A 21,743-nucleotide genomic window follows, 5' to 3' on the forward strand; every position below is an offset into this window, starting at 1 on the left:
TTCAGGCGAGGCCTCCGGGGAGGACTACGCCTCCTTGCTCAGGTTCGGACCGCCGCCGGCGGCCGCGTCCTCGATCGGGGGGACGTCGGGCAGCGCCGACTTCTCCTCGCCGCGGAAGGTGAACTTCTTCTCCTCACCCTCGCCCTCGGTGCCGATGACCACGATGTGACCGGGGCGCAGCTCACCGAAGAGGATCTTCTCGGAGAGGATGTCCTCGATCTCCCGCTGGATCGTCCGGCGCAGCGGCCGGGCGCCCATGATCGGGTCGTAGCCCTTCTTGGCGAGCAGCGACTTGGCCTCGGCATTGAGCTCGATGCCCATGTCGCGGTCCTTCAGGCGCTCGTCCACCTTGTCGATCATGAGGTCGACGATCTGGATGATGTCTTCCTCGGTCAGCTGGTGGAAGACCACGGTGTCGTCGACACGGTTCAGGAACTCGGGGCGGAAGTGCTGCTTCAGCTCCTCGTTGACCTTGGCCTTCATCCGGTCGTACCCGGTCTTGACGTCACCCTGCGCCGCGAAGCCCAGGTTGAAGCCCTTGGAGATGTCCCGGGTCCCGAGGTTGGTCGTCATGATGATGACCGTGTTCTTGAAGTCCACGACCCGGCCCTGGGAGTCGGTCAGGCGACCGTCTTCCAGAATCTGGAGCAGGGAATTGAAGATATCGGGGTGGGCCTTCTCGACCTCGTCGAACAGGACGACGGAGAACGGCTTGCGGCGCACCTTCTCGGTGAGCTGGCCACCCTCTTCGTAACCCACGTAACCGGGGGGCGAACCGAAGAGGCGGGAAACCGTGTGCTTCTCGCTGAACTCCGACATGTCGAGGGAGATCAGCGCGTCCTCGTCGCCGAAGAGGAATTCCGCCAGCGTCTTGGAGAGCTCGGTCTTACCGACACCGGACGGGCCGGCGAAGATGAACGAGCCACCGGGGCGCTTGGGGTCCTTCAGACCGGCACGCGTACGACGGATGGCCTGCGAGAGCGCCTTGATGGCGTCCTTCTGGCCGATGACGCGCTTGTGGAGCTCGTCCTCCATGCGCAGCAGCCGCGAGGACTCCTCCTCGGTGAGCTTGAAGACAGGGATGCCCGTGGCCGTGGCCAGGACCTCGGCGATCAGCTCGCCGTCGACCTCGGCGACGACGTCCATGTCGCCGGCCTTCCACTCCTTCTCGCGCTTGGCCTTCGCGGCGAGCAGCTGCTTCTCCTTGTCGCGGAGAGAGGCCGCCTTCTCGAAGTCCTGGGAGTCGATGGCCGACTCCTTGTCGCGGCGCACGCCCGCGATCTTCTCGTCGAACTCGCGCAGGTCCGGCGGCGCGGTCATCCGGCGGATGCGCATCCGGGAGCCGGCCTCGTCGATCAGGTCGATCGCCTTGTCCGGCAGGAAGCGGTCCGAGATGTACCGGTCGGCCAGCGTCGCGGCCTGGACCAGCGCCTCGTCCGTGATGGAGACGCGGTGGTGGGCCTCGTAGCGGTCGCGCAGCCCCTTGAGGATCTCGATGGTGTGCGGCAGCGACGGCTCGGCGACCTGGATGGGCTGGAAGCGGCGCTCGAGGGCCGCGTCCTTCTCCAGGTGCTTGCGGTACTCGTCCAGCGTGGTGGCGCCGATGGTCTGGAGCTCACCTCGGGCCAGCATCGGCTTGAGGATGCTCGCCGCGTCGATCGCGCCCTCGGCGGCGCCCGCACCCACCAGGGTGTGGAGCTCGTCGATGAACAGGATGATGTCGCCGCGGGTGCGGATCTCCTTGAGGACCTTCTTCAGGCGCTCCTCGAAGTCACCGCGGTAGCGGGAGCCGGCGACCAGGGCGCCGAGGTCCAGCGTGTAGAGGTGCTTGTCCTTCAGCGTCTCGGGCACTTCGCCCTTGACGATCGCCTGGGCCAGACCCTCGACGACGGCGGTCTTGCCGACGCCGGGCTCGCCGATGAGCACCGGGTTGTTCTTGGTGCGGCGCGACAGCACCTGCATGACGCGCTCGATCTCCTTCTCGCGCCCGATGACCGGGTCGAGCTTGGATTCGCGAGCGGCCTGCGTCAGGTTGCGGCCGAACTGGTCGAGCACCAGGGACGTGGAGGGGGTGCCCTCCGCGGGGCCGCCGGCGGTGGCGGCTTCCTTGCCCTGGTAGCCGGAGAGCAGCTGGATGACCTGCTGCCGCACCCGGTTGAGATCGGCGCCCAGCTTCACGAGGACCTGGGCGGCGACGCCCTCGCCCTCGCGGATCAGGCCGAGCAGGATGTGCTCGGTGCCGATGTAGTTGTGGCCGAGCTGGAGGGCCTCGCGGAGCGAAAGCTCCAGGACCTTCTTGGCGCGAGGGGTGAAGGGAATGTGCCCGGACGGGGCCTGCTGGCCCTGACCGATGATCTCCTCCACCTGCTGGCGGACCGCCTCGAGCGAAATCCCGAGGCTCTCCAGGGCCTTAGCGGCGACACCCTCACCCTCGTGGATCAGTCCCAGGAGGATGTGCTCGGTGCCGATGTAGTTGTGGTTGAGCATCCGGGCTTCTTCCTGAGCCAGGACGACAACCCGCCGCGCGCGGTCGGTGAACCTCTCGAACATCGTTAATCGCTCCTCAGAGCGGTCGGGCAGTAAGGGGGCGGTCCCCTCCTTGTCCTTCCGCATGCTAGTCCCGCAGGGCGGGACAGCTCATTCCAACTGCCGACACCCGTTCCATGCCTCCCGGCCCGAACAGCCGACAACTGCTCCAACCCGATGGTGCGAGACGATGTTCCCGCAGGCCAGACAGATACCCTTGTCTCCACTACGCCGATGGCGAACGTGAAAGCGTCTGGCGAGCGTGTCGCCCCTCCCCACTAGGAATGTCTTACCCGTCCGGACCGACAGTCCATGCGGCGGACCCCGGTTCCCTAAGCTACGGGCGAACAGCCTTGCGGCCCCGCGAGCCCCCGGGCGCCCCGAATCCGGCGACGCAGCGCATCCGGACGGGAACCAAGCGTAACTCGGCGCCGTTTCTCCAGTTGCTCCGGGCATGGCCCTCACCGTGCCGGCACCCCGCGCCCCCCTGGATGGTCCGCTCGCGCAGTGGTACGAGCGCGAGCTGGGCTGGGCCGTCGCGGCCGGTCCCCCCGTCCAGCTGCTGACCGGGCTCCGCTTCGACGTCCTCGAACTGCCGGCCACCGCGGGGTTCGCGGTCCTCGATCGGTACGAGAACACCGGTCCCGTCGCCCTCGCGGGACGGCGGATGCGGCTGCTGGTGGCGGCCGGGAGCGCCGAAGAGCTGCCGGGGCTGCTCGACTGGCTGGAGTGGGGCGGCGTCGGCCTCGATCTGACGGCGATCGGCGCCGGCGGCCGCATTCCCGCCCCCGTGCGGCCCGGCCGCTCCGGCTCGCGGGGGGCCGCCGTGTGGCTGCGGCCCCCCGAGCCGGGGTGCGAGGTGGAGGCGCGGCTCCCGTCCTTCACCGGGGTCGCCCAGTGCGGTGGCGCCGGCGGGAAGGGCATGTGCGGCGGCCCGGGAACCGCCCCGGCGGGCGGCCTGGCCACGGGCCTGAGCCTCGTGCGCCTCGTGGCCGCGGCGGCGACGGAATGCCACCGGGCCCGGTTGATTCACGCGCGGTCCCCCGGTGGTGCGGGGAACGCGGGAACTCAGCCGTTCTGCTTCTCGTAGGCCTCACGGATTTCCGCCGGGACGCGGCCGCGGTCGTTCACGTTGTAACCCTGCTCCTTGGCCCACTTGCGGATCTCGGCGGTGTTCTGGTTGCCGGAACCGAGCAGCGCGCCACGCGTCTTGCCGCGGCCGCCCGCAGCGCGGCCACCGGTGCGCCGGCCGCTCTTCACGTAGGGCTCAAGAAGACCCCGGAGCTTGTCCGCGTTGGCGGTGGTGAGGTCGATCTCGAAGCTCTTCCCGTCAAGAGCGAACGTCACGGTCTCGTCAGCCTCGCCACCGTCGAGGTCATCGACAAGAAGGACCTGAACCTTCTGTGCCACCGGATTTCCTTTCATCGAAAATGCAGTACGCGGAAAGGAAACCGCTTTTGCCGGGAAAACACAAACCCCCAGGAGAGGTTCAGGATCCCCGCTCCACGGGAAACATACGCGATTCGGACATAGGGATCCGACAGCTTCCCGCCGCTTCCCCGATCACAGGTGCAGAAGCATCCGGGTGTTGCCCAAGGTGTTCGGCTTCACTCGTTCGAGACCCAGGAACTCCGCGACGCCCTCGTCATAGGAGCGCAGCAGCTCGCTGTAGACATCTGTGTCCACGGTATCGACGGGAGTCTCCCCGATCTCCGTGAACCCGTGCTTCGCGAAGAAGGCGACTTCGAACGTCAGGCAGAAAACCCGCCGCACTCCGAGCCAACGCGCGGTCTGGAGCAGCTTGCCGAGCACCAGATGTCCGATGCCGGAGCCCTGGAACTCGGGATCCACCGCGAGAGTACGCACTTCGGCGAGGTCTTCCCACATCACGTGCAGCGCCCCGCAGCCCACCACCCGGGCGTCGGAGTCCCGTTCGGCCACCCAGAACTCCTGGATGGACTCGTAAAGCGTGACGGTCGCTTTGTCGAGCAGGATCCCGTCGCCGACGTACGCGTCGAGAAGGCTTCGCACGGCTCGCACATCGCCGGTCCTGGCCCGGCGGACGGTGACCGCATTCGCGGCGGGATAAGACATGTCCGGACGCTATCGTCCCGCGCTGTCGCCGGACACATCGCCCTCTTCGGATCCCTGTTCGGGTTCTGGTTCGCGGGGGTGTTCGGGTTCCGGCTCCTGCACCATGCGTACGGCATCGCGGAGTGCTTCGCGCTCCTCGGGGGACATCATGCCGAAGAAGGCGACGAGCGCGGCCGCCCGGTTGTCGCTGCGGGACCAGGCTTCGTTCATCAGGGCGGCGGCGTACGCGGCCCGTGTGGAGACCGCCGTATATCGATAGGCCCGCCCGTCGACTTCCCTGCGGACCCAGCCCTTCTGATGGAGATTGTCCATTACGGTCATGACCGTGGTGTAGGCGATCGACCGTTCCCGCTGGAGGTCTTCGAGGACTTCCCGGACGGTCACCGGACGGTTCCACTGCCAGACGCGGGTCATGACGGCGTCTTCCAGCTCTCCCAATTGACGGGGCACATCTGCACCATAGTGGGAGATGTCGCGAATGGCTGGTTATTTGCAGTCCGGACGCAGCAAAAAGGGCGCACGAAGGGAAATACCCCGTGCGCCCCCGGTCTCTCCTCGGCCCGCCCGACCGGTGGGGTCAGGAGGCGGCGGGCTTCTGCTGGGCGGCCTCGGCGCGCGCGAGCGCGCTGTCCACGGCCGCGTCCTCCTTGCCCTTGTTGGGACCGCCCTGGCTCTTCACGATCGTCACGACGAGCGCGGTGAAGAAGATGGCCATCACCACGGGGGGCAGAAGCGCGGAAACGTAGTCCATGGGGACAGAGTAGCTAGCCCGCCCGCCGTTCCTCCGGTGGGGGCACGGGACGGCGGCGTGGCGGGAACGCCTCGGAGGGCTTGGGCACGGGGCGGCCGGGCAGGGGCGTCGCGGGCGCGGGGCGGGCCGGGGCGCTCGGCCGTGGCTCGGCGTCCCCGCGCTTGTCGTCGTCCGCGTGGTCGCCCACCAGGGTGAGGAGCCGGGTGCGCGGGGCGGGCGCGGTGGCGGCCCGGCCGGCCAGGCGGGCCCGTACGGAACGTTCCGCCAGCACCCGGCAGCGCTCGAGGAGGGCCGCGCAGACCGGGTTGGCGCGCAGGGCGCGCAGGGCGGCCAGGTCGTCCGGCCCGGGGTCGTAGCCGGTCGCCAGGGCGTCCTGCAACAGCTCCGTGTAGCCGGGCAGCGAGCCGGGGAGCGCGTCACGGTAGCGGGCGAGATCGGCCAGCAGGAAGGCCCGCAGCCGCTCGGCCTCGCGGACGGCCTCGTCCACGGAACCGGCCAGGCGCAGGCAGTCCTGGATGTCCTCGTCCTGAGCGGTGGCGGGGTGCAGGGCGATGGCAAGAGCGCGACGGAGCACACGCAGCTCGTCCGCGCCGAACGCCATGCCGCCTCGGGATCCGTATGGCGTGGGCATGCGGTGACGATACGTGCTACAGGGACAAAATCGGCTTAATGGTGTGATATCGGGCGCGTCTCTCCGTGGCCGACCACGGGGGTGGCTGCGCGGCCGGTGCGGGCGGTCGGTGCGGGTGGCCCGACGCGCGGGGCCGGGGGGGCGATGCGGGGCCCGGCGCGCGCGGGGTCCGATGCGCGCGGCCGGATGCGGGGAGGCCCGACGCGCGGGGCCCGACGCTGGGCCCCATACGCGGGGCCCAGCGCGGGCGGCGGCCGCCGGCCCTGGGGGGGCCAAACGGGGGGGCGCCCCCGGTCCCCGGGCGGGCGGGCCACCCGCGCCGCCCCCGCCGGGTCAGGAGCGCGGCACGTTGCGTTCGTACACGAGGCGTAGGCCGATCAGGGTCAGCCAGGGCTCGTGTTCGTCGATCTCTTCGGCCTCGCCCAGCACCGTCGGGGCCAGGCCGCCGGTCGCGATGACCGTCACGTCGTCCGGGTCGCCGTCGGGGCCGACCAGTTCGCGCTTCATGCGCCGTACGACGCCGTCCACCTGGCCCGCGAACCCGTACACGATGCCGGACTGCATGGCCTCGACGGTGTTCTTGCCGATCACCGAGCGGGGCCGGGCCACCTCGATCTTGTGGAGCTGGGCGCCGCGCAGGCCGAGCGCGTCGACCGAGATCTCGATGCCGGGGGCGATCACGCCGCCCGTGTACTCGCCGCGCGCGGTCACCGCGTCGAACGTCGTACCCGTGCCGAAGTCGACGACGATCGCGGGGCCGCCGTACAGCTCGACGGCCGCGACCGAGTTGACGATGCGGTCGGCGCCGACCTCCTTGGGGTGGTCGGTCAGGACCGGCACGCCCGTCTTGATGCCCGGCTCCACCAGGATCGCCGGGACGTCGCCGTAGTAGCGCCGGGTCACCTCGCGCAGCTCGTGCAGGACGGAGGGGACGGTCGCGCAGATCGCGATGCCCTCGATGCCGTCGCCGAGCTCCGCGCCGAGCATGGGGTGGGTGCCCATCAGGCCGTTCAGGAGGACGGCCAGTTCGTCGGCGGTGCGGCGCGGGTCGGTGGAGACGCGCCAGTGCTCGACGACCTCCTCGCCGTCGAAGAGGCCGAGGACGGTGTGGGTGTTGCCGACGTCGATGGTGAGCAGCATCAGGCCGAGCCCTCTTCGGCCTCGCGCAGGTCCAGGCCGATGTCCAGGATCGGCGAGGAGTGCGTGAGGGCGCCCACCGCCAGATAGTCCACGCCCGTCGCCGCGTACTCCCGGGCGTTGGCCAGGGTGAGGCGACCCGAGGACTCCAGCATCGCGCGGCCCGCGACCAGCTCGACCGCCTCGGCGGTCCCCTCGGGCGTGAAGTTGTCGAGCAGGATCAAGTCGGCCCCGGCGTCCAGGACTTCGGTGACCTGCGCCAGGGTGTCGACCTCGACCTCGATGGCGAGGCCGGGGAAGCGGTCGCGTACGGCCTTGAACGCCTCGGCCACGCCGCCGGCCGCGACCACGTGGTTGTCCTTGACCAGCGCCGCGTCCGACAGGGACATGCGGTGGTTGACGCCGCCGCCGCAGCGCACCGCGTACTTCTCCAGGGCGCGCAGACCCGGCGTGGTCTTGCGGGTGTCGCGGACCTTGGCGCCGGTGCCCTCAAGGGCGTCGGCCCAGGCGCGGGTGGCGGTGGCGATGCCGGACAGGCGGCACAGCAGGTTGAGCGCGCTGCGCTCGCCGGTCAGCAGGTCGCGGGTGCGGGTGGTGACGCTGAGCAGCTTCTGGCCGGCCTCGACGCGGTCGCCGTCGGCGACGTGCCGCTCGACCTCGAACTCCTCGGTGCACACGATCGACAGGATCGCCTCGGCGACGCGCAGACCCGCCACCGTGCCGGCCTCGCGCGCGGTGAAGTCGCCGGTGGCGACGGCGTCCTGCGGGACGGTGGCGGCGGACGTCACGTCGACGCCGCCGTCCAGGTCCTCCTCGATGGCGAGGTGGGCGATGTCCTCGACCTGGACGGGGTCGAGGCCCGACTCGGCGAGCAGCGCGGCGAGCGCGGGATCGAGGCCGCACTCGTACACCTCGTCACCGCCGCAGCCGCAGTCGTCGCCGCAGCCGCCGCCCTGGGCGGGCGCACCGATCTGGATCAGGGGGACGTCCACCGGCTGGGGACGAAATTCCTCGGGCGTGCTCACGGTGACGGCTCCAGGGGGGTGGCGAGGGTCGGGGGGAAGGTGGCGGCCGGAGTGGAACGGATGTCCAGGGACCGCTCGGGGGTGAGGCGGACGACGAGGTGGCGCTGCCAGGCCGCGTCGTCGCGGTCGGGCCGGTCCTCGCGCCAGTGGCAGCCGCGGGTCTCGGTGCGGGCGGCGGCCGCGGCGACCAGGACGCGCGCGACGAGCAGCAGATTGGTGGTCTCCCACGCCTCGACGCCCGGCACGGCGGCCTTGTGCTCGTCGGCGCCGATCGCTTCGAGGCGGGCGGCCGCCTTGGCGAGGCTGTCGGCGGAGCGCAGCACTCCGGCGCCCCTGGTCATGGTCCGCTGGATCTGGATGCGGGCGGCCGGGTCGAGCAGCGGCACCGGCTCGGCGTGCGGGCCGGGGTCAACCGCCGTTTCCGGTACGGGAGTTGACGCCGCCCACGCGGATCCCGCGACGCCGTTCGCCACGATGTCCGCCGCGATGTTCTCCGCGAAGACCAGGCCTTCGAGCAGGGAGTTGGAGGCGAGCCGGTTGGCGCCGTGCACACCGGTGCAGGCGACCTCGCCGCACGCGTACAGGCCGGGCACGGTGGTGCGGCCGCGCAGGTCGGTGCGGATGCCGCCGGAGGCGTAGTGCGCGGCGGGGGCGACCGGAATGGGCTCGGTCACCGGGTCGATGCCGTGCGCGCGGCAGGCGGCCAGGATGGTGGGGAAGCGGTGCTCCCACATCTCGGCGCCGAAGTGGCGGGCGTCCAGATACATGTGCTCGGCGTCCTGGGCCCGCATCTGGCGGGTGATGGCCTTGGCGACGATGTCGCGCGGGGCGAGCTCGGCCAACTCGTGCTGCCCGAGCATGAAGCGGGTGCCCGCCGCGTCCACGAGGTGGGCGCCCTCGCCGCGTACGGCCTCGGAGACCAGCGGCTGCTGGCCCTCGGCGTCGGCGCCGAGGAAGAGGACGGTGGGGTGGAACTGGACGAATTCGAGGTCGGAGATCTCGGCGCCGGCCCGCAGCGCGAGGGCCACGCCGTCGCCGGTGGACACCGACGGGTTGCTGGTGGCCGCGAACACCTGGCCCATGCCACCGGTGGCGAGCACCACCGCCGGCGCGCGCACCGCGCCGACGCCGTCGTGCTGGCCCTCGCCCATGACGTGCAGGGTGATGCCGGCGGTGCGTCCTTCGGCGTCCTTGAGGAGGTCGAGCACCAGCGCGTTCTCGATGGTGCGCACCGCCCGGGTGCGGACCGCCTCGACGAGCGCGCGGGAGACCTCCGCGCCCGTCGCGTCGCCGCCCGCGTGCACGATGCGGCGGCGGTGGTGGCCGCCCTCGCGGGTCAGCGAGATCGCGCCGGACTCGTCGGTGTCGAAGTGGGCGCCGGTGTCGATCAACCGCCGTACCGCACCGGGGCCTTCGGTGACCAGCAGGCGCACCGCGTCCACGTCGCACAGGCCGACCCCGGCCACCAGGGTGTCGTCCAGGTGCTGCTCGGGGGTGTCGCCCTCGCCGAGCGCGGCCGCTATGCCGCCCTGCGCCCAGCGCGTGGAGCCGTCGTCCAGGCGGGCCTTGGTGACGACGACCGTGGCCAGGCCCGCGGCGGTGCAGCGCAGGGCCGCGGTCAGGCCGGCGACGCCGGAGCCGACGACCACGACGTCCGCGTCGATGGACCAGCCCGCGGCGGGCGCGTCGAGCCGTATACCTGGGGCGGGCGCCTCGGTGCCCGTCGTGCCGGTGGTGGTCATGCCAGTGCTCCGAACGTGAGCGGGATGTTGTCGATGAGGCGCGTGGTGCCGACGCGCGCGGCGACCGCGAGGACCGCCTCACCGGCGAACCCCTCGGGTGCCTCGCGGAAGGTCGCCGGGTCGACCAGCGCCAAGTAGTCGGCCACGACCGGGGGTTCGGCCTTGGCCGCGTCGTCGAGCACGCCCTGGGCGACGGCCCTGATCGCGGCGGGGGACGGCGCGGCGGCGGCCACCGCGTGCGCGTCGGCGGCGGCGCGGGCCTCGCCCATCGCGGCCAGCGCGCCGGCCCTGCCGAAGCCGGTGGTGCCGGTGCCGCCGGCGGCCGCCCGCGCCAGCAGGGCGTGCTCGGCGGCGAGCCGGTCGCGGGCCGCGAACAGGGCGCGCGAGAGCGCGAGGGCGGCGGTGCGCTCGGCGGGCGCGAGGTAGCGGTTGCGGCTGGACAGGGCGAGCCCGTCCTCCTCCCGCACCGTCGGTACGCCGACGATCTCCACCGGGAAGTTCAGATCGCGCACCATCCGCCGGATCAGGGCCAGTTGCTGGGCGTCCTTCTGGCCGTACAGGGCGACGTCGGGCGCGGTCAGGTGGAGCAGCTTGGCGACGACGGTGAGCATGCCGTCGAAGTGGCCGGGGCGCGCGGCGCCCTCAAGGAGCTCGCCCATGGGGCCCGCCGTGACGCGCACCTGGGGCTCGCCGCCGGGGTAGACCTCCTCGACACTGGGTGCGAACACCGCGTCGGCGCCCTCGCGTTCGGCGATCGCGCGGTCGGCGTCCAGGGTGCGCGGGTAGCGGTCCAGGTCCTCGCCCGCGCCGAACTGGAGCGGGTTGACGAACACGGTGACCACGACCTGGCCCCCGGGGCCCGCCAGCCGGCGCGCGGTGCGGATCAAGGTGGCGTGGCCCTCGTGCAGCGCGCCCATGGTCATGACCACGGCGCGGCGCCCGGTCCGGCGAAGTGCCGCGAGCTCGGCGCCCGTACGTACCAGGGCGGTGGCCCCGGACTCGGCCTCCTGGGCGGTCCGCGCGTTCATCGGGCATCTCCTTCGGCGAGCACCCCGAGCAGGTCCTGGGCGAGTTCGGGCTTGAGCAGTCCGTGCGCGAGCGCGCGGTCGGCGGTCGTACGGGCCATAGCGAGGTATCCGGCGACCGTGCCCGGCGCGTGCTTGCGCAACTCCGCCACGTGGGCGGCGACCGTACCGGCGTCGCCGCGCGCGACCGGGCCGGTCAGCGCCGCGTCACCCGAGCGCAGCGCGTTGTCCAGGGCCGCGCCGAGCAGCGGTCCGAGCATCCGGTCGGGGGCGCCGACACCGGCCTTGCCCAGCAGCTCCATCGACTGGGCGACCAGCGTGACCAGGTGGTTCGCACCGAGCGCGAGGGCCGCGTGGTAGAGCGGGCGGGCCTCCTCCTCGATCCACTCGGGCTCGCCGCCCATCTCGATGACCAGCGCCTCAGCCGCAAGGCGCAGCTCCTCGGGTGCGGTCACGCCGAAGGAGCAGCCCGCGAGGCGCTGGACGTCCACGGCGGTCCCGGTGAACGTCATCGCCGGGTGCAGGGCGAGCGGCAGCGCGCCGGCCCGGCGCGCGGGGTCGAGGACGGCCGTGCCGAAGCGGCCCGAGGTGTGCACCAGGAGCTGCCCCGGCCGGACCGCGCCGGTCTCCGCGAGGCCCTGGACCAGGCCAGGCAGAGCGTCGTCGGGGACGGTGAGCAGGACGAGGTCGGCGCGCTCCATGACCTCGGCGGGCGGGAGCAGCGGCACGTCGGGCAGCAGGGCGGCGGCCCTGCGCACCGAGGCGTCGGAGACGCCCGAGACGGCGACCGGGCGGTGGCCCGCGAGCTGGAGGGCGGCGGCGAGCGCGGGACCGACCCGGCCCGCGCCGACGACGCCCACGGCGAGGCGGGCGGGGCGGTTGGCCGGGCTGTTCTCGTGGCGGTGCTCTGGTGGTGCGTTCACGTGGTGGGGCCTTCCGTTCCAGTCCGCGAGGGGTACCGGACGCCAAACCAAAATCAATCGGCCCCGTCATGCTACGCCCAGGCCCCGGAAACCCCCTTGGTTGTCCACAGGCTGTGGGCGATCATCGCGCCATGACAGAAACCGAAGACGCCCCCCTGGCCGACCCGGCCCCCGCCGCCCCGGACGATCAGTCCGAGCAGACCCCGGAAGCGGCTCGCAGGCACCGTATCGCCGTCCACCGCGGCGCCCGGCGCAGGCTGACGGACTCAGCCGTCGACCAGAGCGTCGGGGAGCGTCTTACGGCCCTGGTGGCGGACGCGGGCGAGGTCTACGACCTGGACGAGCCCTGCGACATCTACGGCGACGGTCCCGTGGCCGCGCTGGAGCGCCGCGCCGCCAAGGAACTCGGCTTCCCGGCCGCCGCCTTCTTCCCCAGCGGCACGATGGCCCAGCAGGTCGCGCTGCGCTGCTGGGCGGCCCGTACCGGCGACCCCACGGTCGCCCTGCACCCCATGGCCCACCCCGAAGTCCACGAGCGTGACGCGTTCAGCCAGGTCAGCGGGTTGCGTACGGTGCATCCCACCGATGCGCCGAGGCTGCCGGACGCGGCGGAGATACGCGGCTTCGACGAGCCCTTCGGCACCCTGATGCTGGAGCTCCCGCTGCGCGACGCCGGGTTTGTGCTCCCCACCTGGGAGGAGCTGGTGGCCGTGGTCGACGCGGCCCGCGAGCGGGACGCGGTGGTGCACTTCGACGGCGCCAGGATCTGGGAGACGGCCACCCACTTCGGGCGCCCGCTCAGCGAGATCGCGAGCCTGGCGGACAGCGTCTACGTGTCGTTCTACAAGTCGCTCGGCGGCCTCTCCGGCGCGGTCCTCGCGGGCCCGGAGTCGCTGATCGCCGAGGCGCGCACCTGGCGCCACCGCTACGGCGGCCAGATCTTCCAGCAGTTCCCCGCCGCCTTCGCGGCCCTGTCCGGCCTGCGCCGGGTGCTGCCCGAACTGCCCTCGTACGTGGCGCACGCCAAGGTCGTGGCCAGGGCGCTCGCGGAGGGCTTCACCGAGGCGGGCGTCGCGTGGTTCCGGGTCAACCCCGAGGAGCCGCACACCCATGAGTTCCAGGTGTGGCTGCCCTACGACGCCGAGGTGCTGAGCGCGGCCGCGCTGCGGCAGACCGAGGAGAGCGGGGTGTGCCTGTTCCGGCGCTGGTTCGCGGCGCCGGCCGGCCCGCCCGGGCTCTCCTTCACGGAGGTCACGGTCAACGCGCCGGGCCTGGAGTGGACCGCCGAGGACGTGCGCGCGGCCGTGGCGGACTTCGTACGCCGGATCGTGTGAGCGGTGGGGCGGGCCGGTCGCGCGGGCGGCCGGTGACCGCGCCCGCCGCATCCGCGCCCGCCGCACCCGCACTCGCACCCGCCGCGCCCGCTCAACGGCAGGCGGGCGGGCGGTGTCCCCCAGGGCGTGGCGGGGCGAACAGCTGGGCCAGGGCCGCCCGTAGCCGCCCGGTGGCGAGCCGGCCCGCGAGGACCGCCTCGAAGCGGCGGTAGTCCCGCAACTCCTTGAGGACCGCCACGTCGTGGGTGCCGGGGAGCGGCGGGGCGGGCTCGCCGAGCCGGGCCGCGCGGTAGGCGTCGATCATGTGCTGCTGCGTCGCGTCCATGCCTCAACGGTGCGCCCGCCCGGGCCTCCTGTCGCGCCGATTGACGGGCGGCGTCAAACGGGGCGCGGTGGGGCCGTTGGATTGACCGGGAGCGTCAATCGACGAAGGCGCTGTCAGTGGTCCGGTGCACCATGGGCGCATGAGCGTGACCATCGACATCACGGGCCTGGCGCCCGAACGCATCGGCTTCGCGGTCTCCCCGCTGGCCGAGCTGGGCCTGGCCCTGCACGCGCTCTCCGAGCCCGGCCACCACCCCGGTCTGCACGGCTGGGCCACCGCGACCGCGGCCGCGCTGCCGCCCGACCTCGCCGACCGGCTGCACGAGGCGGAGTTCCTGTGGCGGCACACCTTCTCCGACGTGTTCATGCCCTTCGCGGGCATACCCGGCCAGGGCGGCACGCCCGGCTCGACGCTCGCCGAGGACCTGGACCTGCTCGACCGGCTGTCCGACGAGCGGTTCACCTCCGCCGCCCTGGAGATCACCTGCAACCTGTACAGCGTGAAGACGCCCTCGCCGCTGTGCGACCCGGCGATGCGGACGCGCGCCCTTGAGCTCGCGGCCAACCGGGGCCCTCGGCAGGTGGACTTCACGCGCAGGCTGCTGGACGATCCCGGTTCCGTACGGGCCTGGCTTCGGCGCCTCCTGGAGGACTGCGACCAGGCGTTCTTCGCGGACACCTGGCAGCGGATCCGGGTCCAACTGGCCGCCGACGCACGGCACAAGGCGGAGCTGCTGCGCCGCAAGGGGCTCGACGAGGCCGTGCGCGCGGTGTCGGCGGCCCTCAGCCTCGATGCGAGCGGCACCCGCATCGACGTGGACAAGCTGTCCGAGGGCCACACCACCGCCACCGACCCCGAGCCCGGCCCCGGGCTCACCTTCGTACCCACCTCGTTCGGCTGGCCCCATCTGATGGTGCTGCACGCGCCGGGCTGGCGGCCGGTGATCCACTACCCGGTGCACGGGCCCGAACTGCCGTCGCCCGCCTCGGTCGACCTGCTCAAGCTGCGCATGGAAGCCCTCGCGCACCCGATGCGGATGCGCCTGTGCCGCAACCTGGCGCGCTCCCCCAACACGACGGGAGAGCTCGCCGAACAGCACGGGATCACCGCGCCCGAGGTCTCCCGCCATCTGGCCGTCCTGAAGCGGGCCGGCCTGCTCACCACCCGGCGCCGGGGCCGCTATGTGCTGCACCAGCTGGACCTGACGGTGGTGGCCCGCCTCGGCAGCGACTTCCTGGAGGGGGTGCTGCGCTAGCGCCCCGGCCGGGGCTACAGCCGGGTGGCGTCTCAGCCGGCCTTCAGCAGGAGCTTCCCCGTCGATGTCCGGCTCTCCATCAACCGGTGGGCGGCGGCGGCCTCTTCGAGGGCGAACTCGGCGGTGACCGGGAGCTCCACCTCCCCGCCGATGGCGAGGGACAGCGCGCGGTCCGCGATCGCGCGCAGGGCGGCGGGGTCGTCGGCCGCCAGGCCCAGGATGGAGAAGCCGGACACCGAACGGGCGCGTGGATACAGCTCGTTCTGGCCCACCTGCCAGGCCGCGTCGCCGCTCGCGTTGCCGTACGAGACGAGGCGGCCGAACAGGGCGAGCGCTTCGAGGCCCTGGCGCAGGGTCTCGCCGCCGACGGGGTCGAGCACCAGGTCCACACCCCGGCCGCCGGTGGCGCGCAGGACGTCCGCCGCGAAGGTGTCGGTCAGGAAGGCGTCGTCATAGCCGTGCGCGCGGGCGTACTCGGCCTTGGCCTCGCTGGAGACCACCCCGTAGACCGCGCCGGCCCCGGCGAGCCGGGCGAGCTGCCCGGCGCCGGTGCCGACGCCTCCCGCGGCGCCCTGCACCAGGACGCTCTCGCCCGGTTGCAGCCGGCCCACCTCGTGGATCAGGGCGTGCGCGGTGGGCAGCACGGTGGGCAGGGTCGCGGCGGTGCGAAGGCTCATCCCTGCGGGCAGCGGGAAGACGGTGGCGGCGGGCGCGACGGCCACGTCGGCGTAGGCGCCGCCCTCGGTCATCGCGGCGACCTCTTGGCCGACCGCGATCCCCGCCACCCCGTCGCCGACGGCCCGCACGCGCCCGGAGAGTTCGAGCCCGGGCACGAAGGGCAGCGAGCCCACCCGGTACCCCGCCGAACGCGCCTTGAGATCCGCGAAGTTGACGCCGACGTACGCGACCTCGACGCTCACCTCGCCCGGCCCCGGCTCCGGCACCTTCGCCTCCACGAGCCGCAGCACCTCGGGACCGCCGAACTCGTCGAACCTGATCGCACGCATGACGCCACTTCCCCCTGGCTCGGTCGCGCCGGCCCGGTCACATGGGCCGGGCCACGCCGCATGGTTCCGTACGCGACGATAGTACGACGCTCGTCGTACTATGCCAACTGGCGGCAGTGTAAGGGTGGTTCAGGCGGAGCCGCCCGCCCGGACAAGCCCGGTCTCGTACGCCAGGACCACCACCTGGACGCGGTCGCGCAGCCCCAGCTTGGTCAGGATGCGGCCCACATGCGTCTTGACCGTGGCCTCCGACAGGACCAGGCGCGCGGCGATCTCCCCGTTGGACAGCCCCTGGGCGACCAGGAGCATGACCTCGCGCTCGCGGTCGGTGAGCCTGCCCAGCTGCTTGTGCTCCGGCTCCTTGCCGCTCGCGGGGAGCATCGGGGCGAACCGGTCGAGCAGCCGCCGGGTGGTGGACGGCGCGACCACCGCGTCGCCGCTGTGCACCGAGCGGATGGCGGCGAGCAGTTCGGCGGGCGGCACATCCTTCAGCATGAACCCGCTGGCGCCCGCCTTCAGGCCGGAGAAGGCGTACTCGTCGAGGTCGAAGGTGGTCAGGATCAGCACCTTCGGCGGGTTCGGCTGCTCGCAGATGCGCCGGGTCGCCTCCACCCCGTCCAGCCTCGGCATGCGCACATCCATCAGGACCACGTCCACGGCGGACGCGCGCAGGATGTCGATCGCCTCCGCGCCGTCGCCCGCCTCCGCGACGACCTCCATGTCCGGCTGGGCGGCGAGCACCATCCGGAACCCGGTGCGCAGCAGCACCTGGTCGTCGACGAGCATCACGCGGATCGTCATCGTTCCCTCTCCATCACGCCGTACCGAACCATCACGTACGTCATTGCCGTACGAGCCGTACAGAAAATCGCGGGCGTCGGGGCCCGCCGGGCGCGCGGGCGCGGCCGGGGTGCTCGTGGCCCGGGCGGCTCGTGGCCGGGCCATCAGCCGGCCGGTTTCAGCGGCAGCAGGGCGCTGATGCGGAAGCCGCCGCCGGGGCGCGGGCCCGCGTCGAGGGTGCCGCCCACCATGCCGATCCGCTCCCGCATGCCGATCAGGCCGTGGCCCTGGCCGTCCGCGCCGCCGTCCTCGTACATCTCGTGGGCCGCTCCCCTGCCGTCGTCCTCGACCAGGAGGCCGAGCCCGTCGTCGAAGTAGACCAGCCGCACGCTCGCCCCCGCGTCGGGGCCGCCGTGCTTGCGGGTGTTGGTCAGGGCCTCCTGCACGATGCGGTACGCCGTGAGCTCGACGCCGCTGGGCAGGGCGCGCGGGGTGCCCTCGACCTTGAAGTCGACGGTGAGGCCGGCTCCCCTGACCGTCTCGACCAGGTCCTCGATCTGGCGCACGTCCGGCTGCGGCACGTACTCCCCCGCCTCCTCGTGCTCGCCCGTCCGCAGCACACCGAGCAGCCGGCGCATCTCGGCGAGCGCCTGGCGCCCGGTCATCGAGATCGTCTCCAGCGCCGTCCTCGCCTGGTCGGGCGAGGTGTCCATCACGTACGCCGCGCCGTCGGCCTGCACCACCATCACCGACACGTTGTGCGCCACCACGTCGTGCAGCTCGCGGGCGATCCGGGCCCGCTCGGCGGCGACCGCGACCTTGGCCTGCGCCTCCCGCTCCCGCTCCAGGCGCGAGGCCCGCTCCTCCAGCTGCGCGAAGTACGCCTTGCGCGTGCGCATCGAGTCGCCGAGCACCCACGCCAGGACGAAGGGGACGGTCATGATGATGACGAAGAACACCTTCTCCGGCCCGCTGTTCGCGCCCCCCGTCTGCATCCAGCGCACATGGGCGAGCGGCGCCGCGCACAGCGTCGCCACCAGCGCGACCCGCGAGGCCCAGCGCCGGCCGGCCGACGCCACCGTATAGACGATGACCAGCATCGCGAAGTCCTGGACCTGGGGCGGCACGTTCAGCGCGAGCTGGCCCACACCCAGGGCGATCACCAGGAGGAGCATGCGCTCGGGGACCCTGCGGCGCAGCGCCACGGCGGTGGCCATACCGGCCGCGAGGGCGGTCTGGACGCCTGCGGCCGCCTGCCGGGAATGGTCCCCCGCCACCACGATTTGCAGGCAGCAGAACCCGAACAGGATGACGGCCCAGAAGGTGTCGACCCCGGTCGGGTGTCTGCGGATGAAATCGTAGAGGCGTTGCACGTAACCCAGCGTAGGGAAGCCGGGTAGGTACAGGGGTCAACCGCCGGGGCGATCCTGGCTCCGTCGGCGTACTCCGCAAGGTGGAGACTGGCCCCGTGACGGATGAGACGTGTCAGCACTCCCCCGAAGGCTCCGGCTCCGGGGTCCTCAGGTCGGGGCTCGTCGGATGGCGGGAGGCGACCGAGCGGGCGCTCTACGGCGAGGGCGGGTTCTATCTGCGGCCCGAGGGCCCCGCCGGGCACTTCCGCACCTCGGTGCACGCCTCGCCGCTCTTCGCCGGCGCCGTCGCCCGCCTCCTCACGGAGGTCGCGGCCCGGCTCGGCCCTGGCCCCGTCGACCTGGTCGACGTCGGCGCCGGGCGCGGGGAGCTGCTGACCGGGGTGCTGGCCGCGCTGCCGGAAGGTTTCCCCGTGCGCGCGTACGCCGTCGAACGGGCGGCGCGTCCGGCCGGGCTCGACGAGCGCGTCGAGTGGCGCGCCGCCGTGCCCACGCGCGTACGGGGCCTGCTGTTCGCCAACGAGTGGCTGGACAACGTGGCGGTTGACGTGGCGGAGGCCGACGAGGACGGGGTGGCCAGGCTCGTCCTCGTACGCCCCGACGGCACGGAGGTGCTGGGTGAGCCGGTGTCGGGCGCGGACGCGGCGTGGCTCGCGCGCTGGTGGCCGCTGAGCGAGCCGGGTGCGCGCGCCGAGATCGGATGGCCTCGGGACCGGGCGTGGGCGGGCGCGGTCGGCGCGCTGGAGGCGGGGCTCGCGGTGGCGGTCGACTACGCGCATACGCGGCGGACCAGGCCGCCGTTCGGGACGCTGAGCGGGTTCCGGGGCGGGCGGGAGGTCGCGCCCGTGCCGGACGGGTCGTGCGACATCACCGCGCATGTCGCGCTGGACGCCTGCGCGCTGCCGGGGGCGGAGCTGGTGACGCAGCGGGAGGCCCTGGCCGGCCTCGGCGTCTCGGGCGGGCGGCCCCCGCTGTCCCTCGCGACGTCGGACCCGGCGGCGTACGTGCGGGCGCTGGCCCGGTCGGGTGAGGCGGCCGAGCTGACCTCGCAAGGCGGGCTAGGCGACTTCCTGTGGCTGCGCCAACGCGTCTGAGCACCCGCCCGGCGGGGTCGGGGATACTGGGGCCCATGACGGAGACCACGGTCGGCATCGGCGGCGGGGCGGAAAGCACCGACATGGTGCTCAACATCGGCCCCCAGCACCCCTCCACCCACGGAGTGCTGCGCCTGAAGCTCGTCCTCGACGGCGAGCGGATCCAGCGGGCCGAGCCGGTCATCGGCTACATGCACCGCGGCGCGGAGAAGCTGTTCGAGGCGCGCGACTACCGCCAGATCGTGATGCTGGCCAACCGCCACGACTGGCTCTCCGCGTTCTCCAACGAGCTCGGCGTCGTCATGGCGGTGGAGCGGATGCTCGGCATGGAGGTCCCCGAGCGCGCCGTGTGGACCCGCACGCTGCTCGCCGAGCTGAACCGGGTCCTCAACCACCTGATGTTCCTCGGCTCCTACCCGCTGGAGCTCGGCGGCATCACCCCCATCTTCCACGCGTTCCGCGAACGCGAGGAGTTGCAGACGGTGATGGAGGAGGTCTCCGGCGGCCGCATGCACTACATGTTCAACCGGGTCGGCGGCCTCAAGGAGGACCTGCCGCTCGGCTGGCTCGGCCGGGTGCGCCACGCGGTCGCCTCGGTGCGCTCCCGCATGGACGTGTACGACCGCCTCGTCCTCGGCAACGAGATCTTCCGGGGACGCACGCGCGGGGTGGGCACGTTGTCGGCGGAGGCCGTGCACGCGTACGGCGTGAGCGGGCCCATCGCCCGCGCCTCCGGCGTCGACTTCGACCTGCGCCGCGACGAGCCCTACCTCGCCTATGGGGAGCTCCAGGACACCCTGAAGGTCGTCACCCGCACCGAGGGCGACTGCCTCGCGCGCTTCGAGTGCCTGCTGGAGCAGACGCACAACGCGCTCGACCTGGCGGACGCGTGCCTGGACACGCTGGCCGAACTCCCGCCCGGGCCCATCAACCAGCGGCTCCCCAAGGTGCTCAAGGCGCCCGAGGGCCAGACGTACGCCTGGACCGAGAACCCGCTCGGCATCAACGGCTACTACCTCGTCAGCAAGGGCGAGAAGACCCCGTACCGGCTGAAGCTGCGTTCGGCCTCGTACAACAACATCCAGGCCCTGGCGGTGTTGCTGCCGGGGACGCTGGTGGCCGACATGGTGGCCATCCTCGGGTCGCTGTTCTTCGTCGTGGGCGACATCGACAAGTGACATCGACAAGTGACCGCGAAGTGAGCGAAGTGGCCCGCGCGTAGCCGTAGCCGTACCCGTAGTCGAAGTCGCCCGCCGGCCGGGCCTGTTCGCCGCCGACGGTTCACGAGGACCAGTGGCCGCGTGCCGCCGCCAGGACGAAACCCGGGCCGAATCCGATGAGCAGGCCCCGCGCGCCGTCGGCCGGCGGGTCCTCGAACGTACGGGACAGGACGTCCAGGACCGCCGAGCCGCCGAGGTTGCCGTTGCCGGCCAGGCTGTCCCAGGCGTGCCGCAGCGCCTTCTCGTCGAGGCCGAGGCCGGCGGCCGCGTCGTCGAGGATGCGCGGGCCGCCGGGGTGGACCACCGCGAAGTCCAGCGGGTCCTCCTGCGGGCGGAGCCAGGCGCGCAGGGCCGGGAGGCTGTCGTTGAAGGAGTCGGTGGCCGCCCGGGTGGAGTCGAAGTGCAGCCCTGCGCCGTTCAGCCGCCCCCGGTAGCGCTCCGCGCTGTCGGGCAGCAGGTACTCGAAGGTGTCCGCCACGACGAAGCCCGGCCCGTCCCACGCGGGGCGCCCCGAGACGACGGCGGCGGCCGCGCCGTCCCCGAACAGCACCTTGTAGACCATGGATTCGAGGCTGCTGTCCTCGTGGTTGTACGTGGCGGCCGACAGGCATTCCGCGGTGACGACCAGGACGTTGGCGCCGGGGTTGGCGGCGATGTCCTGGCTGGCGCGGACCACGCCCTGGGCGGCGCCCACGCAGCCCGCCGTGCCCAGGGGGTGGCGGCGCACATCGGGCCGCAGGCCGAGCACGCCGATCAGATGGACGTCCAGCGAGGGCACGGTCCACGATGTGGTGTGGCTCGTGACGAGGGCGTCCACGTCCTGGGGCCGCAGTCCCGCCCTCGCGAGGGCCCCCCGCGCCGCGTCGGCCGCGAGAGCCAACGCGTCTGCGTACGCTGCCCGGTTGCGCTCCTCCAGCGGTGCGTTTCCGGCCACCGTCGGCGCGTTCAGGGGGCGGGTGAAGTAGCGGGTGCGCACCGTGGTGGCCCCGGCGATCCGCAACATCGCCTCCAGGCGCGGCAGACCGGCGTGGGCCTGCCGGATGTCGGCGAAGATCTCGTCGGTGGTCACAGCATGCCCCGGCAGGACGACACAGGGAGGGGCTATGTGAGCGGGCACGGACGATCTCCCTCGAGAATCGAAAAGGGCGGATCATCAACGTACGTCAGCTGGCCTGAATTGATCCCGGAAAAGTCAAAAGTGGGTCAACTAAAGTGACGATATGTCAGGTGCTCGTCAACTGCGGTGCGGTGGGGCGCACAGGAGGGTCCCCGACGCTTGGGGGGAGCGCCACCCGTAGCGGGGGCGGTCACCAGGGGCGGCCACGGAGCGCGGAACGGCGGCCGTGGCCATGCTCTGCATCCGTGCTCCCTGGTAAGTCGGCGGAGGCTTGAACACCATGGTGCCGCGGGCCCGCTCGGGGGGAGGGAGCCCGCCCGGATGCCGGCTGCCCCGCGCATCCGGACTCTGCGTCCGGTACCGGCCCCCGCCAACGGCGGCCCCGGC

The 21,743-nt window shown here is 72.5% G+C and carries 21 protein-coding genes; 5 read left to right on the forward strand and 16 right to left on the reverse strand.

The genetic code is table 11. The features are described from left to right. Positions 1 to 24: 24 nt before the first annotated feature. The gene (locus tag ACFYM2_RS22845; protein WP_120722094.1) at positions 25 to 2,550 is read right to left on the reverse strand and encodes an ATP-dependent Clp protease ATP-binding subunit; all 2,526 of its coding nucleotides are present in this window, start codon (positions 2,548 to 2,550) and stop codon (positions 25 to 27) included. A 430-nt stretch (positions 2,551 to 2,980) separates the two neighbouring features. Here ACFYM2_RS22845 and ACFYM2_RS22850 point away from each other — a divergent pair, with 430 nt between their 5' ends. Then, positions 2,981 to 3,616, forward strand: coding sequence for an SCO3374 family protein (locus tag ACFYM2_RS22850; RefSeq protein WP_359001650.1), 636 nt, complete (start codon positions 2,981 to 2,983; stop codon positions 3,614 to 3,616). Here ACFYM2_RS22850 and ACFYM2_RS22855 read toward each other — a convergent pair. The 10 genes from ACFYM2_RS22855 to ACFYM2_RS22900 form a co-directional block, all read right to left on the reverse strand. Then, positions 3,595 to 3,936, reverse strand: a complete 342-nt coding sequence (locus ACFYM2_RS22855) for an Lsr2 family protein (RefSeq protein ID WP_350231934.1) — start codon at positions 3,934 to 3,936, stop codon at positions 3,595 to 3,597. The genes ACFYM2_RS22850 and ACFYM2_RS22855 overlap by 22 nt on opposite strands. A 153-nt stretch (positions 3,937 to 4,089) precedes the next feature. Next, a complete protein-coding gene (locus ACFYM2_RS22860; RefSeq protein ID WP_350231933.1) occupies positions 4,090 to 4,620 on the reverse strand; it encodes an amino-acid N-acetyltransferase in 531 nt (176 codons plus the stop codon). Positions 4,621 to 4,629: 9 nt separating this feature from the next. Then, entirely contained in the window at positions 4,630 to 5,070 is a 441-nt protein-coding gene (locus tag ACFYM2_RS22865) for a BlaI/MecI/CopY family transcriptional regulator (protein WP_388461255.1), read from the reverse strand. A gap of 127 nt (positions 5,071 to 5,197) precedes the next feature. Further along, positions 5,198 to 5,371 (reverse strand): hypothetical protein, encoded by a 174-nt coding sequence (locus tag ACFYM2_RS22870; RefSeq protein ID WP_267058684.1) that lies wholly within the window; start codon positions 5,369 to 5,371, stop codon positions 5,198 to 5,200. A 13-nt stretch (positions 5,372 to 5,384) separates the two neighbouring features. Further along, positions 5,385 to 5,972: a hypothetical protein gene (locus ACFYM2_RS22875; RefSeq protein ID WP_359001722.1), complete on the reverse strand. Its 588-nt coding sequence runs from the start codon at positions 5,970 to 5,972 to the stop codon at positions 5,385 to 5,387. 363 nt (positions 5,973 to 6,335) lie between these two features. Continuing rightward, the gene (locus ACFYM2_RS22880; RefSeq protein ID WP_350231931.1) at positions 6,336 to 7,142 is read right to left on the reverse strand and encodes a type III pantothenate kinase; all 807 of its coding nucleotides are present in this window, start codon (positions 7,140 to 7,142) and stop codon (positions 6,336 to 6,338) included. Then, positions 7,142 to 8,164: a carboxylating nicotinate-nucleotide diphosphorylase gene (gene nadC, locus ACFYM2_RS22885; protein ID WP_388461257.1), complete on the reverse strand. Its 1,023-nt coding sequence runs from the start codon at positions 8,162 to 8,164 to the stop codon at positions 7,142 to 7,144. The genes ACFYM2_RS22880 and nadC overlap by 1 nt, the downstream gene beginning before the upstream one ends. Continuing rightward, positions 8,161 to 9,906 (reverse strand): L-aspartate oxidase, encoded by a 1,746-nt coding sequence (locus ACFYM2_RS22890; RefSeq protein ID WP_388838655.1) that lies wholly within the window; start codon positions 9,904 to 9,906, stop codon positions 8,161 to 8,163. The genes nadC and ACFYM2_RS22890 overlap by 4 nt, the downstream gene beginning before the upstream one ends. Beyond that, the gene (panC, locus tag ACFYM2_RS22895) at positions 9,903 to 10,934 is read right to left on the reverse strand and encodes a pantoate--beta-alanine ligase (RefSeq protein WP_388838658.1); all 1,032 of its coding nucleotides are present in this window, start codon (positions 10,932 to 10,934) and stop codon (positions 9,903 to 9,905) included. The genes ACFYM2_RS22890 and panC overlap by 4 nt, the downstream gene beginning before the upstream one ends. Then, positions 10,931 to 11,854 carry a Rossmann-like and DUF2520 domain-containing protein gene (locus tag ACFYM2_RS22900; protein WP_388838661.1) on the reverse strand — a complete coding sequence of 308 codons (924 nt, stop codon included), beginning with the start codon at positions 11,852 to 11,854 and terminating at the stop codon, positions 10,931 to 10,933. The genes panC and ACFYM2_RS22900 overlap by 4 nt, the downstream gene beginning before the upstream one ends. A gap of 131 nt (positions 11,855 to 11,985) precedes the next feature. On the opposite strand from ACFYM2_RS22900, the gene ACFYM2_RS22905 reads away from it, so the two are divergent. Next, entirely contained in the window at positions 11,986 to 13,188 is a 1,203-nt protein-coding gene (locus tag ACFYM2_RS22905) for a threonine aldolase family protein (protein WP_388838664.1), read from the forward strand. A gap of 91 nt (positions 13,189 to 13,279) precedes the next feature. Here ACFYM2_RS22905 and ACFYM2_RS22910 read toward each other — a convergent pair whose 3' ends face one another. Then, positions 13,280 to 13,513, reverse strand: coding sequence for a hypothetical protein (locus tag ACFYM2_RS22910; RefSeq protein WP_359001630.1), 234 nt, complete (start codon positions 13,511 to 13,513; stop codon positions 13,280 to 13,282). A 145-nt stretch (positions 13,514 to 13,658) separates the two neighbouring features. Here ACFYM2_RS22910 and ACFYM2_RS22915 point away from each other — a divergent pair, with 145 nt between their 5' ends. Continuing rightward, positions 13,659 to 14,768, forward strand: coding sequence for a DUF5937 family protein (locus ACFYM2_RS22915; RefSeq protein ID WP_388838880.1), 1,110 nt, complete (start codon positions 13,659 to 13,661; stop codon positions 14,766 to 14,768). A gap of 32 nt (positions 14,769 to 14,800) precedes the next feature. On the opposite strand, the gene ACFYM2_RS22920 is transcribed toward ACFYM2_RS22915, so the two are convergent. The 3 genes from ACFYM2_RS22920 to ACFYM2_RS22930 form a co-directional block, all read right to left on the reverse strand. Further along, positions 14,801 to 15,775 (reverse strand): zinc-binding alcohol dehydrogenase family protein, encoded by a 975-nt coding sequence (locus tag ACFYM2_RS22920; protein ID WP_388838667.1) that lies wholly within the window; start codon positions 15,773 to 15,775, stop codon positions 14,801 to 14,803. A gap of 129 nt (positions 15,776 to 15,904) precedes the next feature. Further along, complete coding sequence (locus tag ACFYM2_RS22925; RefSeq protein ID WP_350231923.1) at positions 15,905 to 16,576, reverse strand: response regulator transcription factor; 672 nt, start codon at positions 16,574 to 16,576, stop codon at positions 15,905 to 15,907. 143 nt (positions 16,577 to 16,719) lie between these two features. After that, positions 16,720 to 17,928: a histidine kinase gene (locus ACFYM2_RS22930; protein WP_388838670.1), complete on the reverse strand. Its 1,209-nt coding sequence runs from the start codon at positions 17,926 to 17,928 to the stop codon at positions 16,720 to 16,722. Between the two features lie 95 nt (positions 17,929 to 18,023). Between ACFYM2_RS22930 and ACFYM2_RS22935 the strand changes: the two genes are divergently transcribed. Then, complete coding sequence (locus ACFYM2_RS22935) at positions 18,024 to 19,019, forward strand: SAM-dependent methyltransferase (protein ID WP_388838673.1); 996 nt, start codon at positions 18,024 to 18,026, stop codon at positions 19,017 to 19,019. Positions 19,020 to 19,054: 35 nt separating this feature from the next. Continuing rightward, positions 19,055 to 20,197 carry an NADH-quinone oxidoreductase subunit D gene (locus ACFYM2_RS22940; protein ID WP_359001615.1) on the forward strand — a complete coding sequence of 381 codons (1,143 nt, stop codon included), beginning with the start codon at positions 19,055 to 19,057 and terminating at the stop codon, positions 20,195 to 20,197. A 103-nt stretch (positions 20,198 to 20,300) separates the two neighbouring features. On the opposite strand, the gene ACFYM2_RS22945 is transcribed toward ACFYM2_RS22940, so the two are convergent. Continuing rightward, positions 20,301 to 21,356 carry a PhlD gene (locus ACFYM2_RS22945; protein WP_388461269.1) on the reverse strand — a complete coding sequence of 352 codons (1,056 nt, stop codon included), beginning with the start codon at positions 21,354 to 21,356 and terminating at the stop codon, positions 20,301 to 20,303. Between the last annotated feature and the right edge of the window lie 387 nt (positions 21,357 to 21,743).

The organism is Streptomyces sp. NPDC006711, assembly GCF_042869775.1.
Classification (GTDB): domain Bacteria; phylum Actinomycetota; class Actinomycetes; order Streptomycetales; family Streptomycetaceae; genus Streptomyces.